Source organism: Serratia sp. CY33525, assembly GCF_052169115.1.
Taxonomy (GTDB): Bacteria; Pseudomonadota; Gammaproteobacteria; order Enterobacterales; family Enterobacteriaceae; genus Serratia; species Serratia sarumanii.
This window is the reverse complement of record NZ_JBJNLK010000003.1, coordinates 314596-335367: the sequence shown is the minus strand read 5'-3', so window position 1 is coordinate 335367 and position 20772 is coordinate 314596. Positions and strand designations below refer to the sequence as shown.

Here is a 20772-nt window from a genome sequence, read left to right as displayed (position 1 = left end):
TCCGTTTTAGCACAGAGCGTGACAAAAATCTTTGAGAGTCGCGGAGTAAAAAAATTGCTATGATGCGGCGTCGTTATTTCTTTGCGCCCACTACGGTGTACCCCAATCCAACTCTGGCGCGGCAAGCGCAGCAGAGGCAAAGAGTGCAACGCATAATGGCTCATGGATCGGTCTGATAGCGCAGCACCAGCGTGACGAATCAACAGTTCGGGTTCCTACCCCCAAGCTTTACGAGGAAGATCTATGGATCAAGCCGGTATCATTCGTGATCTGCTTAGCTGGCTGGAAAGCCATTTGGACCAACCCTTGTCGCTGGATAACGTGGCGGCCAAGGCCGGCTACTCCAAATGGCACCTGCAACGGATGTTCAAAGATATTACCGGTAACGCCATCGGTGCTTACATCCGGGCAAGGAGGCTGTCCAAAGCCGCCGTCGCGCTGCGTTTGACCAGCCGGCCGATTTTGGATATCGCCCTGCAGTATCGCTTCGACTCGCAGCAGACCTTCACCCGCGCCTTCAAAAAACAGTTTGCGCAAACGCCGGCGCTGTACCGCCGCGCCGAAGACTGGAACGCATTCGGCATCTGCCCGCCGATCCGTCTGGGGGCTTTCACCCTGCCGCAGCCGGAATTCGTCTCGCTGCCGGACAAGCGCCTGGTCGGCCTGACCCAAAGCTACTCCTGTACGCTGGAACAGATCACCACCGTGCGCACCGAGCTGCGCTCGCAGTTCTGGCGCCAGTTCCTCGGTGACGTCGAAACCCTGCCGCCGGTGCTGTACGGGCTGCACCACTCGCGGCCGAGCCAGGAGAAGGACGACGAACAGGAAGTGCTGTACACCACGGCGCTGGAGCCGGATCAGGTGCCTGACAAGGCGCAGGAAGGCCAGCCGCTGGTGTTGCCGGGCGGTGAGTTTGCGATGTTCAGCTACGAAGGGCCCACTGAGGGCCTGCAAGACTTTATTCTGACGGTCTACGGCACCTGCCTGCCGGCGCTTCAACTGACGCGCCGCAAAGGGCACGACATCGAACGCTTCTACCCGAAAGGCGAGCGCCGTCCGCATCAGGCACCTATCGAGATCAAGTGCGATTACCTGATCCCGATTCGGCGTTAACGCTGCAGTTCGTCCAACGCGGGCATGTCCAGATGCGTGACATCGCCCGCCGTCTCCACGATCCAGCCGGAAGCCAGCCACGGGCTCTGCTGGTGATCGACGCGCGACAGTGAACAGTTGCGCAAGCGCAAACGGCGTTCCGCATAGGCCGGCAGCCCCAGCACCGTACTGATCAAACACCCCAACGCGATGCCATGGCTGACGAGCAGCGGTTTGCTGCCTTCCGGCAGCATCAGGCAGCTCTCCAGCGCGGCGCGCATGCGCTCGCCCAGTTCCTCCATGGATTCGCCTTGAGGGATACGGCCGTCAGGAGTACCATCGACCATCTGTTTGCGCCACTGCTCTTCCTGCGGCGTCAAACTGTCGATCAGGCGTTCTTCCAGAACCCCCATGTGCAGCTCACGCAAACGCGGATCGCCTATCACTTCGCAGCCACAGGCTTCGGCGATGATCTGCGCGGTGCGGCGCGTGCGCCCCAGATCGCTGGTAATGATGTGCGTAATGCCTTCCTTACTGACGCGCCTGGCGACCAGACGGGCCTGGTGTTCACCCATGGCGGTTAACGGGCTGTCGGACTGACCCTGGATGCGGCGAGCCGCGTTCCATTCCGTTTCGCCATGGCGAACGAGGTATACCTGTAACATTTTTGTTTTCCGTTATACTGCGTGAAATTTGCGTTTATCCCCGGCCCGGCGGCGCTTTTGCCGCTGCCCGGCGTATCGGCCAGAAGGATATCAAACCCGTTATGTACCATGTTGTCGCTGCAACTACCAACCCGGCAAAGATCAAGGCTATTCAACTGGCCTTCGATGACGTCTTTGGCGCGAACCAATACCGCATTGAATCCGTTGACGTCGCCAGCGGCGTCTCGCTGCAGCCGATAGGCAACCACGAAACCCGCACCGGCTCGCGTCAACGCGTCATGGAAGCGCGCCAGGTCAGGCCCGAGGCCGATTTTTGGGTCGGCGTGGAAGCCGGGATTGAAGAGAATATGACCTTCGCCTGGATGACCATCGAGAACCCGCACATCCGCGGCGAATCCCGCTCGGCGAGCCTGATGCTGCCGGAAGTCATCTTACAAGGTATTCGCGCCGGTCGCGAATTGGGCAGCGAAATGGCGGCGATCACCGGCAATGCCGAGGTGAAGCGCCAGGGCGGCGCCATCGGCGTCTTCACCGACGGCCGGCTGAGCCGCACCAGCGTTTACCACCAGGCGCTGCTGCTGGCGCTGGTGCCGTTTCACAACGCCATCTATCAGCAATAGCACCGATCCCGCTAGGGCGCGTCGTGCAACAGCTGCTGCTCAAGCCACTGTTTCAGCTCGGGTGAAGCCGCTTTCAGGCTGTTCGAGCCGCGGGTGATGGTGGCGATCCCCGCGCCCAGTTCATTTTTCAGCTCGCGCTGGCTCATCTCGCCGCGCATCAGTTCCTGAATGATCCGCACCCGGGTGCCCAGCGCGGTGCGCTCGTCCGGCGTCAGCATCAGCTGCAGCAGCGGTTGATGCAGCTCTTGCGCAAACGAATTCTGCAGCAGCGCGACGAAGCGCAGCCAATCCTCATTGCCTTGTTCTGAAAGAGCGGGGTCGTTTAACGATAATTGCGTCATGGCAGCCACCATACTATTTAACTAGTACAGCAGCATACCATAGGGCCGTCAAAATCAATAACGTCTCTGCCACTCGGCGTCGGTCAGCACCTTGGCCGGCCGGTGCGTCAGATAACGGTAAAACGCATCGTAGGCCAGCACATTCTTGACGTAGCCGCGGGTTTCAGAGAACGGAATGCTTTCGATGAACGCCACCGGATCGATACGCCCCGCGCTGTTGCCCAGCCACGTGTTCACCCGTGACGGGCCGGCGTTATAGGCGGCGCTCGACAGGATGCGGTTGCGGCCGAACTGCTGATAGACCGACTCCAGATAGCTGGTGCCGATGGTGATGTTGGTCTGCGGATCGAACAGCTGGCTCGGGCCGACGTAGCCGGGAATATTGAACATCTGCACCGTATGCTGCGCGGTGCGCGGCATCACCTGCATCAGGCCGGAAGCGCCAACCGGCGACTGCGCCTTCGGATTCCAGGCGCTCTCCTGGCGCGCTATCGCCATCGCGTAGCTGGTGGTGATCCCCTTGTCATCGGTGGCGCGGCGGAACTCCTGCGGCCAGGCGACCGGGAAGCGCTCCTCCAGATGATCCCACAGCTTGCCGACGATGGTCGCCTGCACGCTCAGATCGGCCCATTTTTGCTCAAAGGCGTAGCGCGCCAGCGCCTCTTGTTCCGGCCGGCTGCGGCTGGCGACGTAGGAGCCCCACTCGCTGCGGGCCAGGTTGTCCATGTTCCAGTACATCAGCTCGCGCACCCGGGCAACCTCCGGCCCGTCGACCAGCGACGCGCGCGGCTTGGCCGCCACCGCCACCATCACCGGATAAGTGGCGTTCAGCTTCTGCGCCGCCGCCATCGGATAGAAGCCGCGTTCGGTCATCAGGTTACGCAATATCTCCTCGCCTTCGGCGCGTTTGCCTTCGTCCATCAACTGACTGGCGCGCCAGTAGCGCCACTCATCCTTGTTGCGCGACGCTTCCGGCAGGCGGGCCAGCCAGGTCGCCACGCCCTGCCGATCGCCGTTGCCCAACGCCATGCGCACCCGGCGCTCCAGCAGCGAAGGCGAACGGCTGCGCAGAATCACCCGATCGCGCCACTGCGCCTGTTCATAGGTGGCATCGCTGCCCATCAGGCGCCAGGCCACCGCCTCTTCCAGCCCCAGCCGCTCGTCGTCGCTCATTTTCTGCAGCCGCGCGAGCGTCGGGATCATCGCCCGCGCGTTTTCCACATCCTGCCGCGCCAGGCGCTCAAAGGCGATGCCGGTGGCGGCGCGGGTAAAGTCGGTCGGCCCCACGCTGCGGGCGAAGGCTTCCACGGTGGTCGGATCGTTTTGCAAGCGCACCAGGGCGTTGCCCATGGTTTGGTAGTCGGCCGGCAGTTGGCTGTAGAGGTTGCTGACCAGCGAACTGTTGCCCTCCTTCAACGCCAGCTTCATGCGCGCCAGAATATCCAGCGGCGTCTGCTTGCCTGCGCCGCGCCAGACGCTGAACAGCCGATCGCAGGCGCCCGGCAGCGTTTTGCCGTTCAGCCACAGTTCGTCGGCGCCGCTCCAGGCCGCCTGCTGATCGCCGGTGGCCCACTTGGCGTAGTAATAATTGCAGCGCGCCGCCACCGGTTTGGGCGGCTGCGGGCTGAAGGCCAACAGGGTGCGCCAGTCTTCGCGCCGCGCCAGCTCATTGACGAAGCGCGGGGCCAGTGATTTCGCCGGCGGCAGCGTCGGGTTGCGTTTGATAAAGTCGTTCACCTCGGAGAACCCCGCCTGGCTCAGATCCTGTGTCAGCTCGCGGTATTCCAGGTAAGGATAAAGCGGATAATCGCGCAGCGTCGGCATCAGCTGCGCCACCACGCCCATCTGCTTGCCGTCCCATGCCTGTTTGATCTGCTGGTAGCGCTGACGTTGCGCATCCAGAGAATCCGCCAGCGCCGCGCCTGAAAACGCCGTCAGGCACAGGCCCATTGCCAACAGCCGTCGCTTGTCCACCTTGACCATCCTCGCTCTTTCCTCACTGGTTGGACCGCAGGAGCCGCCCAGCTCCCCGGTGACCGCCGCGCTACGGCACAGCGGGACAAAATAAAGCCGGGCGCACGGCCCGGACGCAGATATCTACCATAGACAGCGCAATCGCTCATCCATTCAATACTGTAGAAGAAGAAGTGTATCGCCATGACGGGAGCCAGGTAAAAAACGTTTACTTTGGCTGACAAATCAGGCCGACGGGATATTTCCAGCCACCGGATTTTTATTAGCCACCCCGGCATTTATAAGAGAAGTAAAATAATTTTTAATTATTAGCTATGACATTATTGCATTTGTGAGATGACGCCGCCGTTGCGCAAATCGCCTGACAGCTGGCCAAACGCGCCAACTTTGCAGAAAAGCGGTGGCAAACCCGGGTAGGCATTTTTATACTATCAAAAATAAGTAGGATAATTCCGAGAAAACAGCACATAAAGCGCCCAACGAAGACATCTTATAATACAATCCGCGCCAATTATGGGTGAGATAGTGTTCATTAGGCAGTGCGACTGACAGCTTTCAGCAAAACGATTGTCCCTTCAAGCGGGCCGAACTTTTCCTTGTCAGGCCACGGCCTGCGGGCGGTGGTTCAGGCCGGAATGGCGGGTGAAGATGGCGAATAAGACCGCGATAGCGATGCGTTGCGCAAAAAGCCCCGTGCCGGGCTTCCTTGGCGCACGTCTGAATATCGGTCGCCTGCTGCTGATCGTGTTGTTGGTGCTGCTGACGTTGTCCGGGCCTGCGCGCGCCGCTGATGATCCCTATCAAAAACGCACGCACGCCGTGACGACCGTGGTGGTAGGCATCATCAGCTACGCCCGCTGGTCGCGTGAACCCAATCCGATCCGCTTGTGCGTGACCGCACCCACCCAGTATGCCGAAGGGCTGTTCGATCCGATCCTGCTGAGCGCCCCGCGTCCGATTAAAGCCGAGCGTGTGCCGTTCGACAGCCCAACGCTGAGTACCGGCTGCGATGTCATCTACTTAGGGAACATCACCGCCGCGCAGAGACAAAATTTCATGCAGCGCATTTCCGGCAACTCCATTCTCAGCATCAGCGAGAACGATAGCGAATGCTCCGCCGGCAGCGCATTTTGCCTGCAGATCGATGGGGACCAGGCCAGTTTCAAGGTCAACCTGGATGCTCTGGCGCGCAGCGGCGTGCGCGTTCACCCCAACGTGCTGCAGCTGGCACGCAAACAGGCGCCGCCGCTATGAGGCTGTTGCACAGAAACCGCGCCGGCAATGCGCGCCCGACGCTGGGCCGAGTGCTGCAGCGGGTGCATCTTGGGCTGGCGCTGATCGCCGTCGGCACCGCCGGCATCTTTTTGACGCTGGTGGCGCTGTTTGCGCTGCGCGCTTATGCCGACCACAACCTGCACCTGATCGCGCGCTCCATCAGCTATACCGTCGAGGCCGCCGTGGTGTTTGAAGACGGCGTCGCCGCGCGTGAGGCGCTGATGCTGATCGCCTCCAACGAAGAGATCCTGGAGGCACGCATTCTGGATAATAAAGGCAAGATGCTGGCCAGCTGGCGCCATCCCTCCGACAGCCCGCTGCACGGTCTGGAGCAGATGGTTGCGCACTGGGCGCTGCCCGAGCCGGTCATCCTGCCTATTTCTCACGGGGGCAAACAGGTCGGCCAGGTCTGGTTGAGCGGCAACGGCGGCAGCCTGTTGCGTTTCCTGTTGCGCGGCCTGGTCGGCATGATCGCCTGCATGGTACTCAGCACCCTGTGCGCTCTGGTGTTGTCACGGCGTATGCTGGTCGGCATCGTCAGTTCGCTGGACGACATCGCCAACGTGGCGCACGCGGTGCGCCGCGATCGCACCTTCGGCCTGCGGGTGCCGTCGGCGCCGATCGCCGAGCTGCATGAGCTCAGCAACGATTTCAACGGTTTGCTCGACGAGCTGGAGGCCTGGCAGGCCCATCTGAAGCAGGAGAACGACTCGCTGGCTCACCGGGCGACACACGACAGCCTGACCGGCTTGCCGAACCGCGCCTTCTTCGAAGGGCGGCTGAGCCGGGCGCTGGGCGATATCGAACCGCCGGCGAAATTGGCGGTGCTGTTTATCGACGGCGATCGCTTCAAGGAGGTGAACGACAGTTACGGCCACGCCGCAGGCGATGCGGTGCTGACCACCATTGCCGGGCGCATTCGCGCGCAGCTGCGCGAGACCGATCTGGTCGCGCGTCTGGGCGGGGATGAATTCGCCGTGCTGCTGGCGCCGGTACACGGCACGGAAGATGTCCTGCAGATCGCTGACAACATCATCGACTGCATGACGCAACCGGTCATTTTGCCGAACGACGAGGCGGTCATTACCTCTCTGAGTATCGGTATTGCGCTGTACCCTGATCACGCGTCGACGCCTCAGGGTCTTTTGCACGAAGCTGACGATGCGATGTATCAGGCAAAGCATCGTTATAACGGAGGCTGGCGGCTGGCTATACATAAATAAGAGCCCCGGCTATAACACTTGAACTAGGGATTTTGACTATGATACAGCAACTGTTTAAAGGTCGTTTTTCACTGCTGACGATGGTGTTCGTCGCCCTGCTGGCGCTCGCCGGCTGCCAGAGCAAACCGCAGGGCCTGACGCCCGAGCAGATCGCGCTGCTGCAATCGCAGGGCTTCAAGCTGACCGATAACGGCTGGGAGTTCGGCCTGTCGGATAAAGTGCTGTTCGGCAACAACATCGGCAAGCTGAACCCGGAAAGCACCGAGACGGTGCAGAAGATGGGCCGCGCGCTGCTGAGCGTCGGCATCACCAAGTTCCGCCTGGACGGCCATACCGACAACTACGGTGAAGACAGCTATAACGACCAGCTCTCCCTGCGCCGCGCCGATGCGGTGGCCGATCTGCTGGCCAGCGTCGGCATTCCGCGCGCCAATATCGAAACCCGCGGCATGGGCAAGCGCGATCCCGTTGCCGATAACCGCACCTCCAGCGGCCGCGCGGAAAACCGCCGCGTCGCGATCGTCGTCACGCCATAAGCCACCAATATGCGCCTTTATCGGCGCATAAACGGTTATACTTAGCGATCGCTGAGCGATGTCTGGGATCCGAGATCGAAACGGGCTACACTCATGCCGCCAGACATCCTATAAATACTGATATAGAGAGGCTTAGAGCAACGTGGCTCAATACGTCTATACCATGCACCGCGTCGGCAAGGTGGTACCGCCGAAGCGTCATATTTTGAAAAACATCTCCCTGAGCTTCTTCCCCGGGGCCAAAATCGGCGTACTGGGCCTGAACGGCGCCGGTAAGTCCACCCTGCTGCGCATCATGGCCGGCATCGATACCGATATCGAAGGGGAAGCGCGCCCGCAGCCGGGCATCAAGATCGGTTACCTGCCGCAGGAGCCGCAGCTTAACCTCGAACACACCGTGCGTGAGTCGGTGGAAGAAGCGCTGGCGGAAGTGGTCGGCGCGCTGAAACGCCTGGACGAAGTGTACGCGCTGTACGCCGAAGAAGGCGCAGACTTCGACAAGCTGGCCGCCGAACAGGGCCGCCTGGAAGAGATCATTCAGGCGCACGACGGTCACAACCTCAACGCCCAGCTGGAACGCGCCGCCGACGCGCTGCGCCTGCCGGACTGGGACGCCAAAATCGCCCACCTGTCCGGGGGTGAACGCCGCCGCGTCGCGCTGTGCCGCCTGCTGCTGGAAAAACCGGACATGCTGCTGCTGGACGAACCGACCAACCACCTGGACGCCGAGTCCGTGGCCTGGCTGGAACGCTTCCTGCACGACTTCGAAGGCACCGTGGTGGCGATCACCCACGACCGTTACTTCCTGGATAACGTGGCCGGCTGGATCCTCGAACTGGACCGCGGCGAGGGCATCCCGTGGGAAGGCAACTACTCTTCCTGGCTGGAGCAGAAAGACGCGCGTCTGGCGCAGGAAGCGTCCGCCGAAGCCGCTCGCCGCAAGTCGATCGAGAAAGAGCTGGAGTGGGTGCGTCAGGGCGCCAAAGGCCGTCAGTCCAAAGGCAAGGCCCGTTTGGCCCGCTTCGAAGAGCTGAACAACACCGAATACCAGAAACGTAACGAAACCAACGAACTGTTCATTCCACCTGGCGCACGCCTGGGCGACAAAGTGGTCGAAGTCAGCAACCTGCGCAAGTCCTACGGCGACCGCCTGCTGATCGACGACCTGTCGTTCTCGGTGCCGAAAGGGGCAATCGTCGGCATCATCGGCCCGAACGGCGCGGGTAAATCCACGCTGTTCCGCATGATGTCCGGCCAGGAACAGCCTGATTCCGGCAGCATCGTGCTGGGCGACACCGTCAAGCTGGCATCCGTCGATCAGTTCCGCGACAGCATGGACGGTTCGAAAACCGTGTGGGAAGAAGTCTCCGGCGGGCAGGACATCATGCGCATCGGCAACACCGAGATGCCGAGCCGCGCCTATGTCGGCCGCTTCAACTTCAAGGGCGTCGATCAGGGCAAACGCGTGGGCGAGCTGTCCGGCGGTGAGCGTGGCCGTCTGCACCTGGCCAAGCTGCTGCAGGTTGGCGGCAACGTGCTGCTGCTCGATGAACCGACCAACGACCTGGATATCGAAACCCTGCGCGCGCTGGAAAACGCCCTGCTGGAATTCCCTGGCTGCGCCATGGTGATCTCGCACGACCGTTGGTTCCTCGACCGTATCGCCACCCACATCCTGGACTACCAGGATGAAGGCAAGGTGGAATTCTTCGAAGGCAACTTCACCGAGTACGAAGAGTACAAGAAGCGTACGCTGGGCGCCGACGCGCTCGAGCCGCACCGCATCAAGTACAAGAAGATCGCCAAGTAATGCCCGAGGCGCCGCATGCGGCGCCTTTTTTACGCCTGCGCCCGGCGATAGTCGCGCGGTGAGCACGCCATCACGCGTTTGAACGCGTGGCTGAAAGCGCTGTCGGAATCGTACCCCAAACGCTGCGCGATAGCGGAGACCGGTTCGCCGCCGGTACGCAGCGCCCGCGCCGCCAGCAGCATGCGCCAGCGCGACACGTACTCGAGCGGCGCCATGCCGGCTTTCTGCTTGAAGCGCAGCGCCAACGTCGAACGGGAAACGCTCGCCGCGTCGGCCAACGCCGCCACCGTCCAGCGCCGGGCCGGATCGGCATGTACCGCCTGCATCGCGGCGCCGATGCGCGGATCGAACAAGGCGGGTAGCCAGCCGGACGCCGCACTCTCCTCCCCCATCAGGTAAATCCGCAGCGCCTGGGTCAACATGATTTGCCCCAGATGATGCGCCATCAACGTACTGCCCGGCGAAGGCCTCACCAGCTCATCCGCCAGCCGCTGCAGCGCCCATTGCAGCACGGCTGCCTCTTCCGTGCCCCCGCGGATCACCATCAACGCAGGCAGGCTGCCGAACAGCCGCTCCACCTCCTCGCCAAAGCTAAAACGCCCGCCGATAAACAGGCACGTTTCCCCCTCGCCGCAGCTCGCCACGCCGTTTTGCGCCTGCAGATAAAGCGCGTCGGCGTCGAGCGCCGGAAGAGACAAGTCGCTGCCGACGGTCAGCGGCAGGCTGCGAGTCAGCAGTAAACAGTCGCCGGCCGCCAGCCACAGCGGTTCTGCCAGCCCTTCCGCCGCCAACCAACAGCCGCCGCGCACCACCGCATTGAACTTCCCGCCTTGCGGAGCGGGAAAATGAACGGCCCAGTCGCCGCCGGCCTTCAGGCCGCCGAAAAACGCATTCTGGCTGTTCAGTGGCGCCAGCACTTCCGATAAAGGATCCATACCCTCTCCCCATAAAGATCTTGCAAGAGCATAACCCGCGCGATGCGCTGGCCGAAGACTTTAGGACGATGGCGACAGAAATTAGGTTTTTGTTGCATTCATCCGCCGGATAGCGCCGATTTACACTCCCTGTGTCACAGCCAACCACAGCGAGGAATCCCCAATGAACAAACAAACGCCCATCGGCTCTGGCTTCAACGCCACCACCACCGCCGCCGACGTGCTCAAAGATCGTCAACTGGCCGGCATGACGGCGCTGGTCACCGGCGGCCATTCCGGCCTGGGGTTGGAAACGACTCGCGCATTGACGCAGGCGGGAGCACAGGTGATTGTCGCCGCCCGCGATCCCGTCATCGCCCGCACTCGTCTGGCCCTCGCCGGTATCAGCAACGTCGACATTTATGAGCTTGATTTGGCCGATCTGAACAACATTAGAGAGTTCGCGCAACATCTTCTGGCGACCGGCGTCCACCTCGATATGGTGATCTGCGGCGCCGGCATCATGGCCTGTCCTGAAACCCGCATCGGCCCAGGCTGGGAGGCACAATTCGCGATCAACCACCTGGGGCATTACGCGCTGGTGAACCACCTCTGGCCGGCATTGGCGGGCGGCGCCCGCGTTGTCGTCATCTCTTCTTCCGGCCACCATGCCAGCGCCATACGCTGGAATGACGTGCAGTTTCACAACGGCTATGACAAGTGGCGGGCCTACGGCCAGTCGAAAACCGCTAATGCGTTATTCGCCGTGCACCTCGACAAACGAGGACGAGCCGCCGGTGTACGCGCCTTCACGCTGCATCCCGGCATGATCCCCACACCACTGCAGCGTTACCTCTCGCAGGAAGAGATGCTCGCATTGGACTGGATCGACGCCGACGGCAAACCCGCACACCCGGAAATGCTGAAAACGCCGCAACAGGGTGCGGCAACCCAGGTGTGGGCGGCGACATCGCCTCAACTCAATGGCCTTGGCGGATTGTATTGCGAAGACTGCGATATCGCCCGGCGCAACGATGACGAGGGCTTTTCCTTCAGCGGCGTAAAAAGCTACGCCGTCGATCCTGAACAGGCCCAACGCCTGTGGGAATTGTCGGCGCAACTCACCGGCATCGACATCTTCGGCAAGATTTAAACAGGAGCCCCCTATGCAGAATCGCCAAATCATCCTCGGCAAACTCCCACAGGGAAAGCTGACCGTCGATTGTTTTCAGACTCGCGAGACCCCGATGCCGATCCCCGGCCCCGGAGAGGTTCTGTTGCGCACGCTTTACGTGCCTTTGGATGCGGCCAGCAGAGCCTGGATGCAGGGCGTCACCTATCGTTCCGGATTGCAGCCAGGAGACATCATGGCCGCGACGACGCTGGCCGAAGTCGTCACGTCGCGCTCTCCCCTGCTGGCCGCCGGCGATATCGTGTTGGCGGAAACCGGCTGGCAAACCTTCACGGCCCTGCCGGCAACTGAGGCGCTCAAACAGCCGGACATCGTTCCGCATACGCACTTGCTCAGCGTTTACGGCGTGCCCGGACTCACCGCTTACTTCGGCCTGCTGGAATGCGGACGCCCCAAGGCCGGTGAAACCGTCGTCATTTCCGCCGCCGCGGGGGCGGTAGGCATGTTCGCCGGACAAATCGCCCGGCTCCACGGCTGCCGCACGGTGGGCATTGCCGGCGGCGCCGCCAAAACGGCTCTGCTGACGGACAGGCTGGGTTTCGACGCGGCGATAGATTATAAGGCGGGGAATCTGCATGACGGCCTGCGCCGCTCGTGCCCCAACGGCATTGACGTGCTGTTCGACAACGTCGGCGGCGATATTTTGGCGGCCTGCCTGCCGCACATGGCGAAACAGGGGCGCATTGTTTGCTGCGGCGCGGTGTCGCAGTACGATACGGCCTCCCCACCGGCCGCGCCGGCCGGGATCCCCGGTTTGCTGATCGTCAACAGCTTGACGATGCGGGGGTTCCTGTTGGCCGACTTCCTTCACCGACAAGAACAGGCGCTGACGGCGCTCACGGCCTGGGTCGCGGAGAAGAAATTAGCGGTCATCGAAGATCTGATCGCCGGTTTTGAGCTGCTGCCCGCGGCCCAGGTTGGCCTGCTGGCGGGGGAAAACACAGGAAAGCGCATCGTGCAAGTGACGTAATATCTTGTTTAACCCAGGAGCGGCCTGGGCTTCCTTGGTTCTTATTCCCGCGGCAGCTCGCGGGCGTAGTCGTCGAACGCCGGATGCTGCAGCACCACATCGATGAAGCAGGCCAGCGCCGGGGAATTCAGCTTGCGGCTCGGGTAAACCAGATACAGCTCGTTGCCCTCCGCGCGCCACGCCGGCAAGACTTCCACCAACAGCTTCTGCGCCACCACCTCGCGGCTGAGAAACGCCGGCAACAGCGTGATCCCCGCGCCGGCGATAGCGCATTCACGCGCATACAGCAGGTTGTCGGTGGTGTGCGCCAGCGGCAGCTGCCAGCGGTAATAGTCATCGCCGCAGCGCAGGTTCCAGGCCGTCCAGGCGCGGTGGGCAATGCAGCGATGCTGTTGCAGTTGTTGCGGGTGTTCGATCGGCGGATGCTGCGCCAGATAAGACGGCGCGGCCAACAGATAGCGCGGCGCATACCCGAGACGGCGACCGATCAGCGAAGAATCCTGCGGCTTGCCGGTGCGCAGCGCGGCATCGTAACCTTCCTGCACCAGATCCACCATGGCGTCGGACACCGACACCTCCAGCGAAACGTCCGGATACTGGCGCTGAAAATCCGCCGCCAGCCGCGCCACTAGGGTCGCCCCCAGCCCGGCGGGCGTTGAAATGCGCAGGCGGCCGCTCGGGTTATCGCGCAGCCGCTGCAACGCCAGATCGGCGCGTTCCGCGGCGGACATCATCGCCTGACAATGTTCCAGACAGCGCTCACCGGCGAAGGTCAGGTTCAGCTGGCGCGTGGTGCGATTGAGCAAGCGCAGCCCCAGCGTCTGTTCGAGCTGGCTGATGCGCTGGCTGACGCTGGATTTCGGCAACCCGACGCGCTGCGCGGCGGCGGTGAAGCTGCCGCACTCCACCACCAGCGCGAACAGCGCCATGTCCTGCAGCTGTTTGAATTCCATTGTTCACCTTAAACGAACACTCTGTTAGATATTGTCCATCTTATCACCCCACTGCCGCGGGTCTACACTGGGGACATCATTTAAAAGGAGCACAATCATGTCGATAAAAGCCATTGCCGTAGACCCGCAGAACCCCGCCGGTTTCATCGAAATCTCACCGGAAATGCCGGTTCCCGGCCAGTACGATCTGCTGGTGGCAGTGAAAGCGGCGTCGGTCAACCCGGTGGACACCAAAGTGCACGCCGGTCTGCAAAAGAGCGGCCTGCAGCAGCCGCGCATCCTCGGCTGGGACGCCAGCGGCGTGGTGGTAGACGTGGGCAGCGGCGTCAGCGGCTTCAAGCCCGGCGATGAAGTGTGGTACGCCGGCGACATCACCCGCCCCGGCAGCAACAGCAGCCACCAGCTGATCGACTCACGCATCGCCGCGCACAAGCCGCGCAGCCTGAACTGGGCCGAGTCCGCCGCCCTGCCGCTCACCGCCCTCACCGCCTGGGAAGCGCTGTTCGAACACCTGAACATTCAGGACGCGCCGGAGAACAAGACGCTGCTGATCATCGGCGGCGCCGGCGGCGTCGGCTCGCTGGCCATTCCGCTGGCCGCGCTGCGCAGCAAGGTGAAAGTGATCGCCACCGCCTCAAGGCCGGAATCCGCCGCCTGGTGCCGTGAGCGCGGCGCCGATCTGGTGGTGGACTACCGCGATCTGAAGGGCGAGCTGGCGCAGCACGGCATCGAGCAGGTGGATTACATCCTGTGCCTGAACGATACCGACGGCCACTGGCCGGCGATGGCCGAGCTGGTCGCGCCGCTGGGCCATATCTGCACCATCGTCGAGAACGCGCAGCCGTTGGATCAAAACGCGCTGAAGCTGAAAAGCGCCGCGCTGCACTGGGAATTCATGTTCACCCGCAGCATGTTCACCACCCCGGACATTGCGCAGCAGGGGCGCATCCTGCAGCAGGTGGCGCAGCTGCTGGACGAGGGCAAGCTGAGCACCACGCTGAGCGAAACCCTGCACGGGCTGTCGGTAGAGACGCTGACCGCCGCGCATCAACGGCTGCTCGGCGGCCATATGCAAGGCAAGCTGGTTATCGCTTACTAAGCCTGAATCGCGGCGGCGTTTTGCGCCGCCGTTACTGCGGACGAACGAAGCCGACGCACAGCGTCTGCTCGTCGGCATGCGGATCGGCGCGGAACGTCAGCGTCTGCTGCCAATCGAGGCGCATCTTCGGCCAGTGGGCCAGCTCGCCGCCGAAGTCGCTGTGCGCGCAGTCTTCACCCAACCGCCCGAACAGAGCGACGCCGTGCTGCGCAATCTGCGGATAGCTGATGTTGACGTTGTAGATATTCGGGCGCGTATGATTGGACCAGCGCGTAATGGTCTGCGGCCGGGAGCCGGCGTACACCGTCATCCACTGCGACAGGTATTCGCCGCCGACGTAGCGCAGGCTGACGCCATACCGCTCCTGCCACAGCCGCTCCACTCCGACGCTGAACGCCTTGATACCCACCATTTTCTGGCCGGCGTTGCGCACGTTGCCCAGCATCACCGCGGCATACCCCAGATAGACCGCCAACGCCGCGCACATCAGCCCGATGGTCGCCGCGCGCAGCGAACGCACCGGCGGCTGGCGCACGCAGCCAACCAGCAGCGCGGGCGCCAGCATGAAGAACGGCTGCAGCCACTCGGTCAGCCGGCCGCCGACGTTGAAAGAGAACCAGAAGGTAATGATGCCGAGCGGCAACAGGTAGACCCACAGCAACACCCGCATCGGCAACGCCGCTGGCCAGGCCAGCACCGCCCCGCTGCGCCGCAGGATCACCCACAGCGCGAGCGACGGATAGAACACCAGCAGCAGCGACTGCAGCATATCGAGGTTGAGCTGCATCTTGATCTGCGAATCCACCCACTTGAAGGCGGCGAAGTCATGGTTCCACAGCCAGAACAGGTTCGGCAACACCAGCGCCAACCAGATCGCCACCGCCAGATAGAACTGCGGCTGGCGATAGCAGCGGCGGATCTGCGGTACGAACAGCGTCGACAGCGCCGCGAAATAGACGAAGGCGAAGGTCGAGTATTTAGCCATCATCGCCAGACCGGCCACCAATGCGAAAGCCGGCCACCAGTTGGCCGAACGCGAGATCGCCAGGTGGAAGAACAGCGCCATCCACGGCCACAGCATCACCAACAGGTAATTGTCGTTGTAGGGAATGATGTCGAAATTGATGATGCCGGACAGGTTGAGCGTCAGCAGCGCCATCCAGGCCAGCGAGGTGCTGCCGCTCAGGCGGCGCGCCAATAGCCAGACGCCCAACATGCCGATGGCGATGGCGATGAAGTGCCCGCCATACCAGTACAGGTTCAGCGGCAGCCACGGGAGCCAGATCGCCGGCTGCATCGCCGCACCGACCAGCCAAGGATTTTTCGGTGAGCCCCACTCGGCGTTGAGGCCCCAGTTGAGCGCCTCGACGGCGTCGTAAGGCAGAGTGGGATCGAGATGAACGGTCAGCAGCGTCCAGGCTGCGGCATAGCAGATCAACCAGAGAACGAGTAAGCGATAAGACATGTCTTCTTCTGAGCGTTATTGTAAAGAAAATCTTAACCTAGTCGCTACCGAATGAACCATGTTTAAACAAGCCGTTAAATGTGCGCCACAGAGGCGTTTCTGCCGCCGCGACCGCACATTCCGCTAATTTTCTCAGCCTGCGGCATGGCGATGGGCGGGCGCATTCGCCAAGCGGCCGGCGTCCGCCGCCAGCAGCTGCTGCACCAGCTCGACGCAGCGCAGGAAACGCTCTTCGTAATCGCTGGACTCGACGTGCACGTACTCGATGTTGTTGGCGCGCAACATCTCCTCCAGCAGGTGCTGGAACGCCAGGCGATCGGCGGCGCTGCCAAGGCTGCGCAGGCCGTCCGCCACCCACGGCGTGTTGTTTTCCAGCAGGATCACCAGATCGAAACGGTATTCGTCGATCAGCGCCTGCACGAAGGGGTGTTCACGCCCCTCGTACTTTTTGCAAAACGCCTGGGTGGTGACGAAATCGGTATCGATAAACGCCACCTTGTTGGCGTACTTGACCGCGAAATCCACGTATTGCGCCTGCCCGAGAGCGATTTTGTCGTAGTCGGAGTACTGCAGCGCCATCTCGTCGCCGCCCAGGTGCGAAAACACGTAATCGCGGCCATATTCCCAGGCGCTGGTGGTGTTGAAGATGTTGGCCAGCTTGTTGACCAGCGTCGACTTGCCGCTCGACTCGCCGCCGAGGATCGCCACGGTGCGCACGAAGAACGGCTTCACCTCGGTCGGGATATAGTCCCAATAGCGGAACGGATCCTGGCGGATCTGATTGCCGCTGATGTTCATGAACGAACGCTCGGGATCGACCAAGATGGTTTCGATGCCCAGATGCTCGCGGTAGCGCGGCGCATCCTGCGCTTCGCTGGAATAGATGAAGCTCGGCACGATGCCCTTCTGTTCCATAAAGGCCTTCATGCCGTCGCTCCACACGTTCCAGCCGTGCGGATAGGGTTCGATGCCCTGCTCGTCGAACGAGTGGATATGGATGTTTTTCTGGTACTTGAAGGTCTGCAGCAGCCAGCGCAGGCGATCGCTGACCGTTGGCTGTTGCGACATCGAACTGTTCTCGAACAGCTCGCGGTCGCGCGGTTCATCGTGGCACAAGATAACGTGAAGTTCGTCCACCTGGCTGCAGGCGCGCTGGATCAGATAGATGTGGCCGGTGTGCAGCGGGTAAAATTTACCAAACACCACGCCGACTTTGACCTCTTTACGCGGGAACTCCAGCCCGAGAAAACGGTGCAGCGCCTCGAGCTTTTGCGCGCTCGGGCTTTTGATTTTGTCGTTCAACAGCTGGCTCAGATAGCCCTTGGTCATGCCGCTGGCATCCGCCACCTGCTGCAAAGTACAGCCCTTTTGCTTAATGGACGTCTTCAGGTAATCAAATTGCGGCATGGCCACCTCCGTTTAGTATGCTAAACAAAATAGCATATCTTACTCGCCGTCGGCGACATTAATAAAACTCTTCCAGCACGTCGAGCGCGTCCGCCAGCTTCTTGACCCCAAACACCTGCATGTTGGCCGGCGGCTTCTTCGGCATGTTGCCGTGCGGCACGATGGCGCGCTTGAAACCGTGCTTGGCCGCTTCGGAGATGCGCTCCTGGCCGCTCGGCACCGGACGGATTTCTCCCGCCAGCCCCACTTCGCCGAACACCACCAGATCGTTCGGCAGCGGCCGATCGCGCAGGCTCGAGACCAACGACATCAGCAGCGCCAAATCGGCGCTGGTCTCGCTGACCTTCACCCCGCCGACCACGTTGACGAACACGTCCTGATCCGACATCTGCAGCCCGCCGTGGCGGTGCAGCACCGCCAGCAGGATCGCCAACCGGTTCTGCTCCAGGCCCACCGCCACGCGGCGCGGGTTGGACATCATCGAGTGATCCACCAGCGCCTGGATCTCCACCAGCAGCGGCCGGGTGCCTTCCCACACCACCATCACCGAACTGCCGGAAGTGACTTCATCGCCGCGGCTGAGGAAGATCGCCGAAGGGTTGCTGACTTCGCGCAGCCCCTGTTCGGTCATGGCGAACACCCCCAGCTCGTTGACCGCGCCGAAGCGGTTCTTGTGGCTGCGCAGGGTGCGGAAGCGGGAATCGGCGTCGCCGTCCAGCAGCACCGAACAGTCAATGCAGTGTTCCAGCACTTTCGGCCCGGCCAGCGAGCCGTCTTTGGTGACGTGGCCGACCATGACGATCGCCACGCCGCGCGTCTTGGCGAAGCGCGTCAGGTAGGCGGCGGTTTCGCGCACCTGGGCCACGCTGCCCGGCGAAGACTGAATGTCCGCCATGTGCATCACCTGGATCGAGTCGATCACCATCAGCTTCGGCTGTTCCTGCTCGGCGATCAGGCAGATCTGCTCGATGCTGGTTTCCGACAGCATGTTCAGGCCGCCGGTCGGCAGCCCCAGCCGATGAGCGCGCATCGCCACCTGCTGCAGCGACTCCTCGCCGGTGACGTACAGGGTTTTCATCTGCTCGGACAGTTTGCACAGCACCTGCAGCAACAGGGTGCTCTTGCCGGCGCCGGGGTTGCCGCCGATCAGAATGGCGCTGCCGGGCACCACGCCGCCGCCCAGCACGCGATCGAACTCGAGAAAGCCGGTGGTGAAGCGCGGCAGCGCCTCAAGGCTGATTTCCGACAGCTTCTGCACCTTGCTGACGCCGGCGTCGCCGGCATAGCCGCTGAGGCGATCGTTGCGCGCCGCTGCGGGCGACGCGGCCAAACGCACTTCCGTGATGGTGTTCCAGGCATGACAGGCGCTGCACTGCCCCTGCCAACGCGGATAGTCCGCCCCGCACTCATTGCACACAAATGCCCGTTTTGCCGCTTTTGCCACGTCTTACCTCAATCTTTCGTTATCGCACTTCGTGTTTCAGGCTGCCGGTGAGAATGCACAGCACGCCCATCAGATCCGCATGCCGGATCGCCACCTGCGCTTTTTCATACACTTTCGGCTTGGCGTGGTAGGCGATGCCCAGCCCCGCCGCCTGCATCATTTTCAAATCGTTGGCACCGTCGCCGATGGCCACGGTCTGCGCCAGCGGGATCTCCAGCTTCTCCGCCAGCCGCAGCAGCGTATCGGCTTTGAACTGCGCGTCCACCACCGGCCCCAGCACTTCGCCGGTCAGCTTGCCGTCGCGGATCTCCAGCTCATTGGCCGCCGCCGCCACCAGCCGCAGCCGGTTGCGCAGGTATTCGGCGTAGTAGGTGAAGCCGCCGGAGGCGATCGCCACATGCCAGCCCATCGCCTGCAGCTTGCCCACCAGGCTGGTCAACCCCGGCATCAGCGGCAGCTCGTCGCGCACCTGCTTGAGGATGTTGGCGTCGGCCCCTTTCAGCGTGCCGACGCGCTGGCGCAGGCTGGCGGTAAAGTCCAGCTCGCCGCGCATCGCGCGTTCGGTGACTTCCGCCACTTGTTCGCCGACGCCCGCCAGCTTGGCGATCTCGTCGATGCACTCGATCTCGATCGCCGTCGAATCCATGTCCATCACCAGCAGCCCCGGCGTGCGCAGGTGCGGGATCTTGCCGAGCGGCGCCACGTCCAGCCCGCTCTCCGCCGCCAGCAGCTTGGCGCGCGGCGTCAAGGTGCCCGCCAGGCGCACCACCTGATAGTCGTCCACGCCCCAGGCGGTGACGATCACCATCGCCGCGCCCAGCTTGCGTTGGAATTGTGTAATGCGCGCCTTGTCCAGCTTTCTGCCGTATAACAGCCACCCGGTATTGCCCGCCCGGTAGTCCAGCGGCATCACTTCGTCGCCGCTGAGCGAAAGGGGAAGACCCGGCCATTGAGAGATCTCCGCCGGAAGATCGCAATAGGTCAGACTGTTTGACATCATTGACTCCTGAATGGACAAAAACGCTGCATGATAAAACGACGCATCAAGCTATCCTATCGCCAGCGGTTCTGGCAACATAAAGTGTCCCCGATGCCCAAGGAACCTGCATGGCTCGCGCTAAACTGAAATTTCGCCTGCACCGTACCGCTATTATCCTGATTTGCCTGGCTTTGCTGGTGCTCCTGATGCAGGGTGCCTCTTATTTTAGCCTGAGTCACCAAATGGCGCGATCCGAACAGGTCGAAGAGCTGGCGCAGACGCTGACCAAACAGGTCGCCTACAGCCTGGCGCCGCTGCTGGACGACGACGGCAACAACCCGCGCATCGACGCCATCCTCAAGCAGCTCACCGATCACAGCCGCATTCTCGACGTCAGCGTGTATCAGCTGGACGGCACGCTGGTCTCCCACGCCGGGGAGCAGATAAGTATACGCGATCGGCTGTCGCTCGACGGCAAGCGCGCCGGCAGCTACTTCAACCACCAGTTGGTCGAATCCATTCAGGGCAAAGACGGCCCGATCGGCTTTATCCGCATCACCCTCGACACCCACGTGCTGGCGACCGAATCCAAGCAGGTGGACAACACCACCAACCTGCTGCGCCTGATGATCCTGCTGGCGCTGGCGATCGGCATCATTCTGGCGCGCACCCTGCTGCAACACCGCCGCAGCCGCTGGCAGCAGTCGCCGTACCTGTTGACCGCCAACACGCCGTTGGCAGAAGGCAATACGGTGGAAGACGACGAAGAGGATGCGCCTGAGGAAAAACAGGAAGCGCCGAAGAAGGGGTAAC

At 62.2% G+C, this 20772-nt stretch carries 19 protein-coding genes; 10 read left to right on the top strand and 9 right to left on the bottom strand.

The window, feature by feature from the left end; genetic code table 11:
- Nucleotides 1-243: 243 nt before the first annotated feature.
- Nucleotides 244-1113: an MDR efflux pump AcrAB transcriptional activator RobA gene (gene robA, locus ACJ8IM_RS10325; RefSeq protein ID WP_033637041.1), complete on the top strand. Its 870-nt coding sequence runs from the start codon at nucleotides 244-246 to the stop codon at nucleotides 1111-1113.
- Here the strand turns inward: robA and gpmB are convergent.
- Nucleotides 1110-1757 (bottom strand): 2,3-diphosphoglycerate-dependent phosphoglycerate mutase GpmB, encoded by a 648-nt coding sequence (gpmB, locus tag ACJ8IM_RS10320; RefSeq protein ID WP_025305227.1) that lies wholly within the window; start codon nucleotides 1755-1757, stop codon nucleotides 1110-1112. The genes robA and gpmB overlap by 4 nt on opposite strands.
- Before the next feature lie 101 nt (nucleotides 1758-1858).
- Between gpmB and yjjX the strand changes: the two genes are divergently transcribed.
- Nucleotides 1859-2377: an inosine/xanthosine triphosphatase gene (gene yjjX, locus ACJ8IM_RS10315; protein WP_033637040.1), complete on the top strand. Its 519-nt coding sequence runs from the start codon at nucleotides 1859-1861 to the stop codon at nucleotides 2375-2377.
- 11 nt (nucleotides 2378-2388) lie between these two features.
- Here yjjX and trpR read toward each other — a convergent pair whose 3' ends face one another.
- Nucleotides 2389-2718, bottom strand: coding sequence for a trp operon repressor (gene trpR, locus ACJ8IM_RS10310; RefSeq protein ID WP_004933017.1), 330 nt, complete (start codon nucleotides 2716-2718; stop codon nucleotides 2389-2391).
- Between the two features lie 54 nt (nucleotides 2719-2772).
- On the bottom strand, nucleotides 2773-4701 hold the full coding sequence (gene sltY / locus ACJ8IM_RS10305; RefSeq protein ID WP_033652886.1) for a murein transglycosylase: 1929 nt from the start codon (nucleotides 4699-4701) through the stop codon (nucleotides 2773-2775).
- Nucleotides 4702-5334: 633 nt separating this feature from the next.
- Between sltY and ACJ8IM_RS10300 the strand changes: the two genes are divergently transcribed.
- The 4 genes from ACJ8IM_RS10300 to ettA all read left to right on the top strand — a co-directional run bounded on the left by ACJ8IM_RS10300 (nucleotide 5335) and on the right by ettA (nucleotide 9536).
- Nucleotides 5335-5946 carry a YfiR family protein gene (locus tag ACJ8IM_RS10300; protein ID WP_369783288.1) on the top strand — a complete coding sequence of 204 codons (612 nt, stop codon included), beginning with the start codon at nucleotides 5335-5337 and terminating at the stop codon, nucleotides 5944-5946.
- Nucleotides 5943-7190 (top strand): diguanylate cyclase domain-containing protein, encoded by a 1248-nt coding sequence (locus ACJ8IM_RS10295; RefSeq protein WP_033637037.1) that lies wholly within the window; start codon nucleotides 5943-5945, stop codon nucleotides 7188-7190. Before ACJ8IM_RS10300 ends, ACJ8IM_RS10295 begins: the two co-directional genes overlap by 4 nt.
- Nucleotides 7191-7228: 38 nt before the next feature.
- Nucleotides 7229-7726 (top strand): OmpA family protein, encoded by a 498-nt coding sequence (locus ACJ8IM_RS10290; RefSeq protein WP_033649136.1) that lies wholly within the window; start codon nucleotides 7229-7231, stop codon nucleotides 7724-7726.
- Between the two features lie 142 nt (nucleotides 7727-7868).
- A complete protein-coding gene (gene ettA, locus ACJ8IM_RS10285; RefSeq protein WP_025159620.1) occupies nucleotides 7869-9536 on the top strand; it encodes an energy-dependent translational throttle protein EttA in 1668 nt (555 codons plus the stop codon).
- Nucleotides 9537-9565: 29 nt separating this feature from the next.
- On the opposite strand, the gene ACJ8IM_RS10280 is transcribed toward ettA, so the two are convergent.
- A complete protein-coding gene (locus ACJ8IM_RS10280; protein WP_033652884.1) occupies nucleotides 9566-10471 on the bottom strand; it encodes an AraC family transcriptional regulator in 906 nt (301 codons plus the stop codon).
- A 163-nt stretch (nucleotides 10472-10634) separates the two neighbouring features.
- Between ACJ8IM_RS10280 and ACJ8IM_RS10275 the strand changes: the two genes are divergently transcribed.
- A complete protein-coding gene (locus ACJ8IM_RS10275) occupies nucleotides 10635-11603 on the top strand; it encodes an SDR family NAD(P)-dependent oxidoreductase (RefSeq protein ID WP_033652883.1) in 969 nt (322 codons plus the stop codon).
- Between the two features lie 13 nt (nucleotides 11604-11616).
- Nucleotides 11617-12612, top strand: coding sequence for an NADP-dependent oxidoreductase (locus tag ACJ8IM_RS10270; protein WP_101455737.1), 996 nt, complete (start codon nucleotides 11617-11619; stop codon nucleotides 12610-12612).
- A 41-nt stretch (nucleotides 12613-12653) separates the two neighbouring features.
- Here ACJ8IM_RS10270 and ACJ8IM_RS10265 read toward each other — a convergent pair whose 3' ends face one another.
- Nucleotides 12654-13565, bottom strand: coding sequence for a LysR family transcriptional regulator (locus ACJ8IM_RS10265; RefSeq protein ID WP_033652881.1), 912 nt, complete (start codon nucleotides 13563-13565; stop codon nucleotides 12654-12656).
- Between the two features lie 97 nt (nucleotides 13566-13662).
- Here ACJ8IM_RS10265 and ACJ8IM_RS10260 point away from each other — a divergent pair, with 97 nt between their 5' ends.
- Nucleotides 13663-14664, top strand: a complete 1002-nt coding sequence (locus ACJ8IM_RS10260) for a zinc-binding alcohol dehydrogenase family protein (protein WP_043148173.1) — start codon at nucleotides 13663-13665, stop codon at nucleotides 14662-14664.
- Between the two features lie 31 nt (nucleotides 14665-14695).
- Here ACJ8IM_RS10260 and ACJ8IM_RS10255 read toward each other — a convergent pair whose 3' ends face one another.
- The 4 genes from ACJ8IM_RS10255 to serB all read right to left on the bottom strand — a co-directional run bounded on the left by ACJ8IM_RS10255 (nucleotide 14696) and on the right by serB (nucleotide 19977).
- The gene (locus ACJ8IM_RS10255) at nucleotides 14696-16129 is read right to left on the bottom strand and encodes a glycosyltransferase family 39 protein (protein ID WP_101455736.1); all 1434 of its coding nucleotides are present in this window, start codon (nucleotides 16127-16129) and stop codon (nucleotides 14696-14698) included.
- A gap of 132 nt (nucleotides 16130-16261) precedes the next feature.
- A complete protein-coding gene (gene nadR, locus ACJ8IM_RS10250; RefSeq protein ID WP_033637030.1) occupies nucleotides 16262-17536 on the bottom strand; it encodes a multifunctional transcriptional regulator/nicotinamide-nucleotide adenylyltransferase/ribosylnicotinamide kinase NadR in 1275 nt (424 codons plus the stop codon).
- A 58-nt stretch (nucleotides 17537-17594) separates the two neighbouring features.
- Complete coding sequence (radA, locus tag ACJ8IM_RS10245; RefSeq protein ID WP_025159617.1) at nucleotides 17595-18980, bottom strand: DNA repair protein RadA; 1386 nt, start codon at nucleotides 18978-18980, stop codon at nucleotides 17595-17597.
- A 19-nt stretch (nucleotides 18981-18999) separates the two neighbouring features.
- Nucleotides 19000-19977, bottom strand: coding sequence for a phosphoserine phosphatase (gene serB, locus ACJ8IM_RS10240; RefSeq protein WP_016929162.1), 978 nt, complete (start codon nucleotides 19975-19977; stop codon nucleotides 19000-19002).
- Between the two features lie 110 nt (nucleotides 19978-20087).
- Between serB and ACJ8IM_RS10235 the strand changes: the two genes are divergently transcribed.
- Complete coding sequence (locus ACJ8IM_RS10235; RefSeq protein WP_033652877.1) at nucleotides 20088-20771, top strand: YtjB family periplasmic protein; 684 nt, start codon at nucleotides 20088-20090, stop codon at nucleotides 20769-20771.
- Nucleotide 20772: the final 1 nt, after the last annotated feature.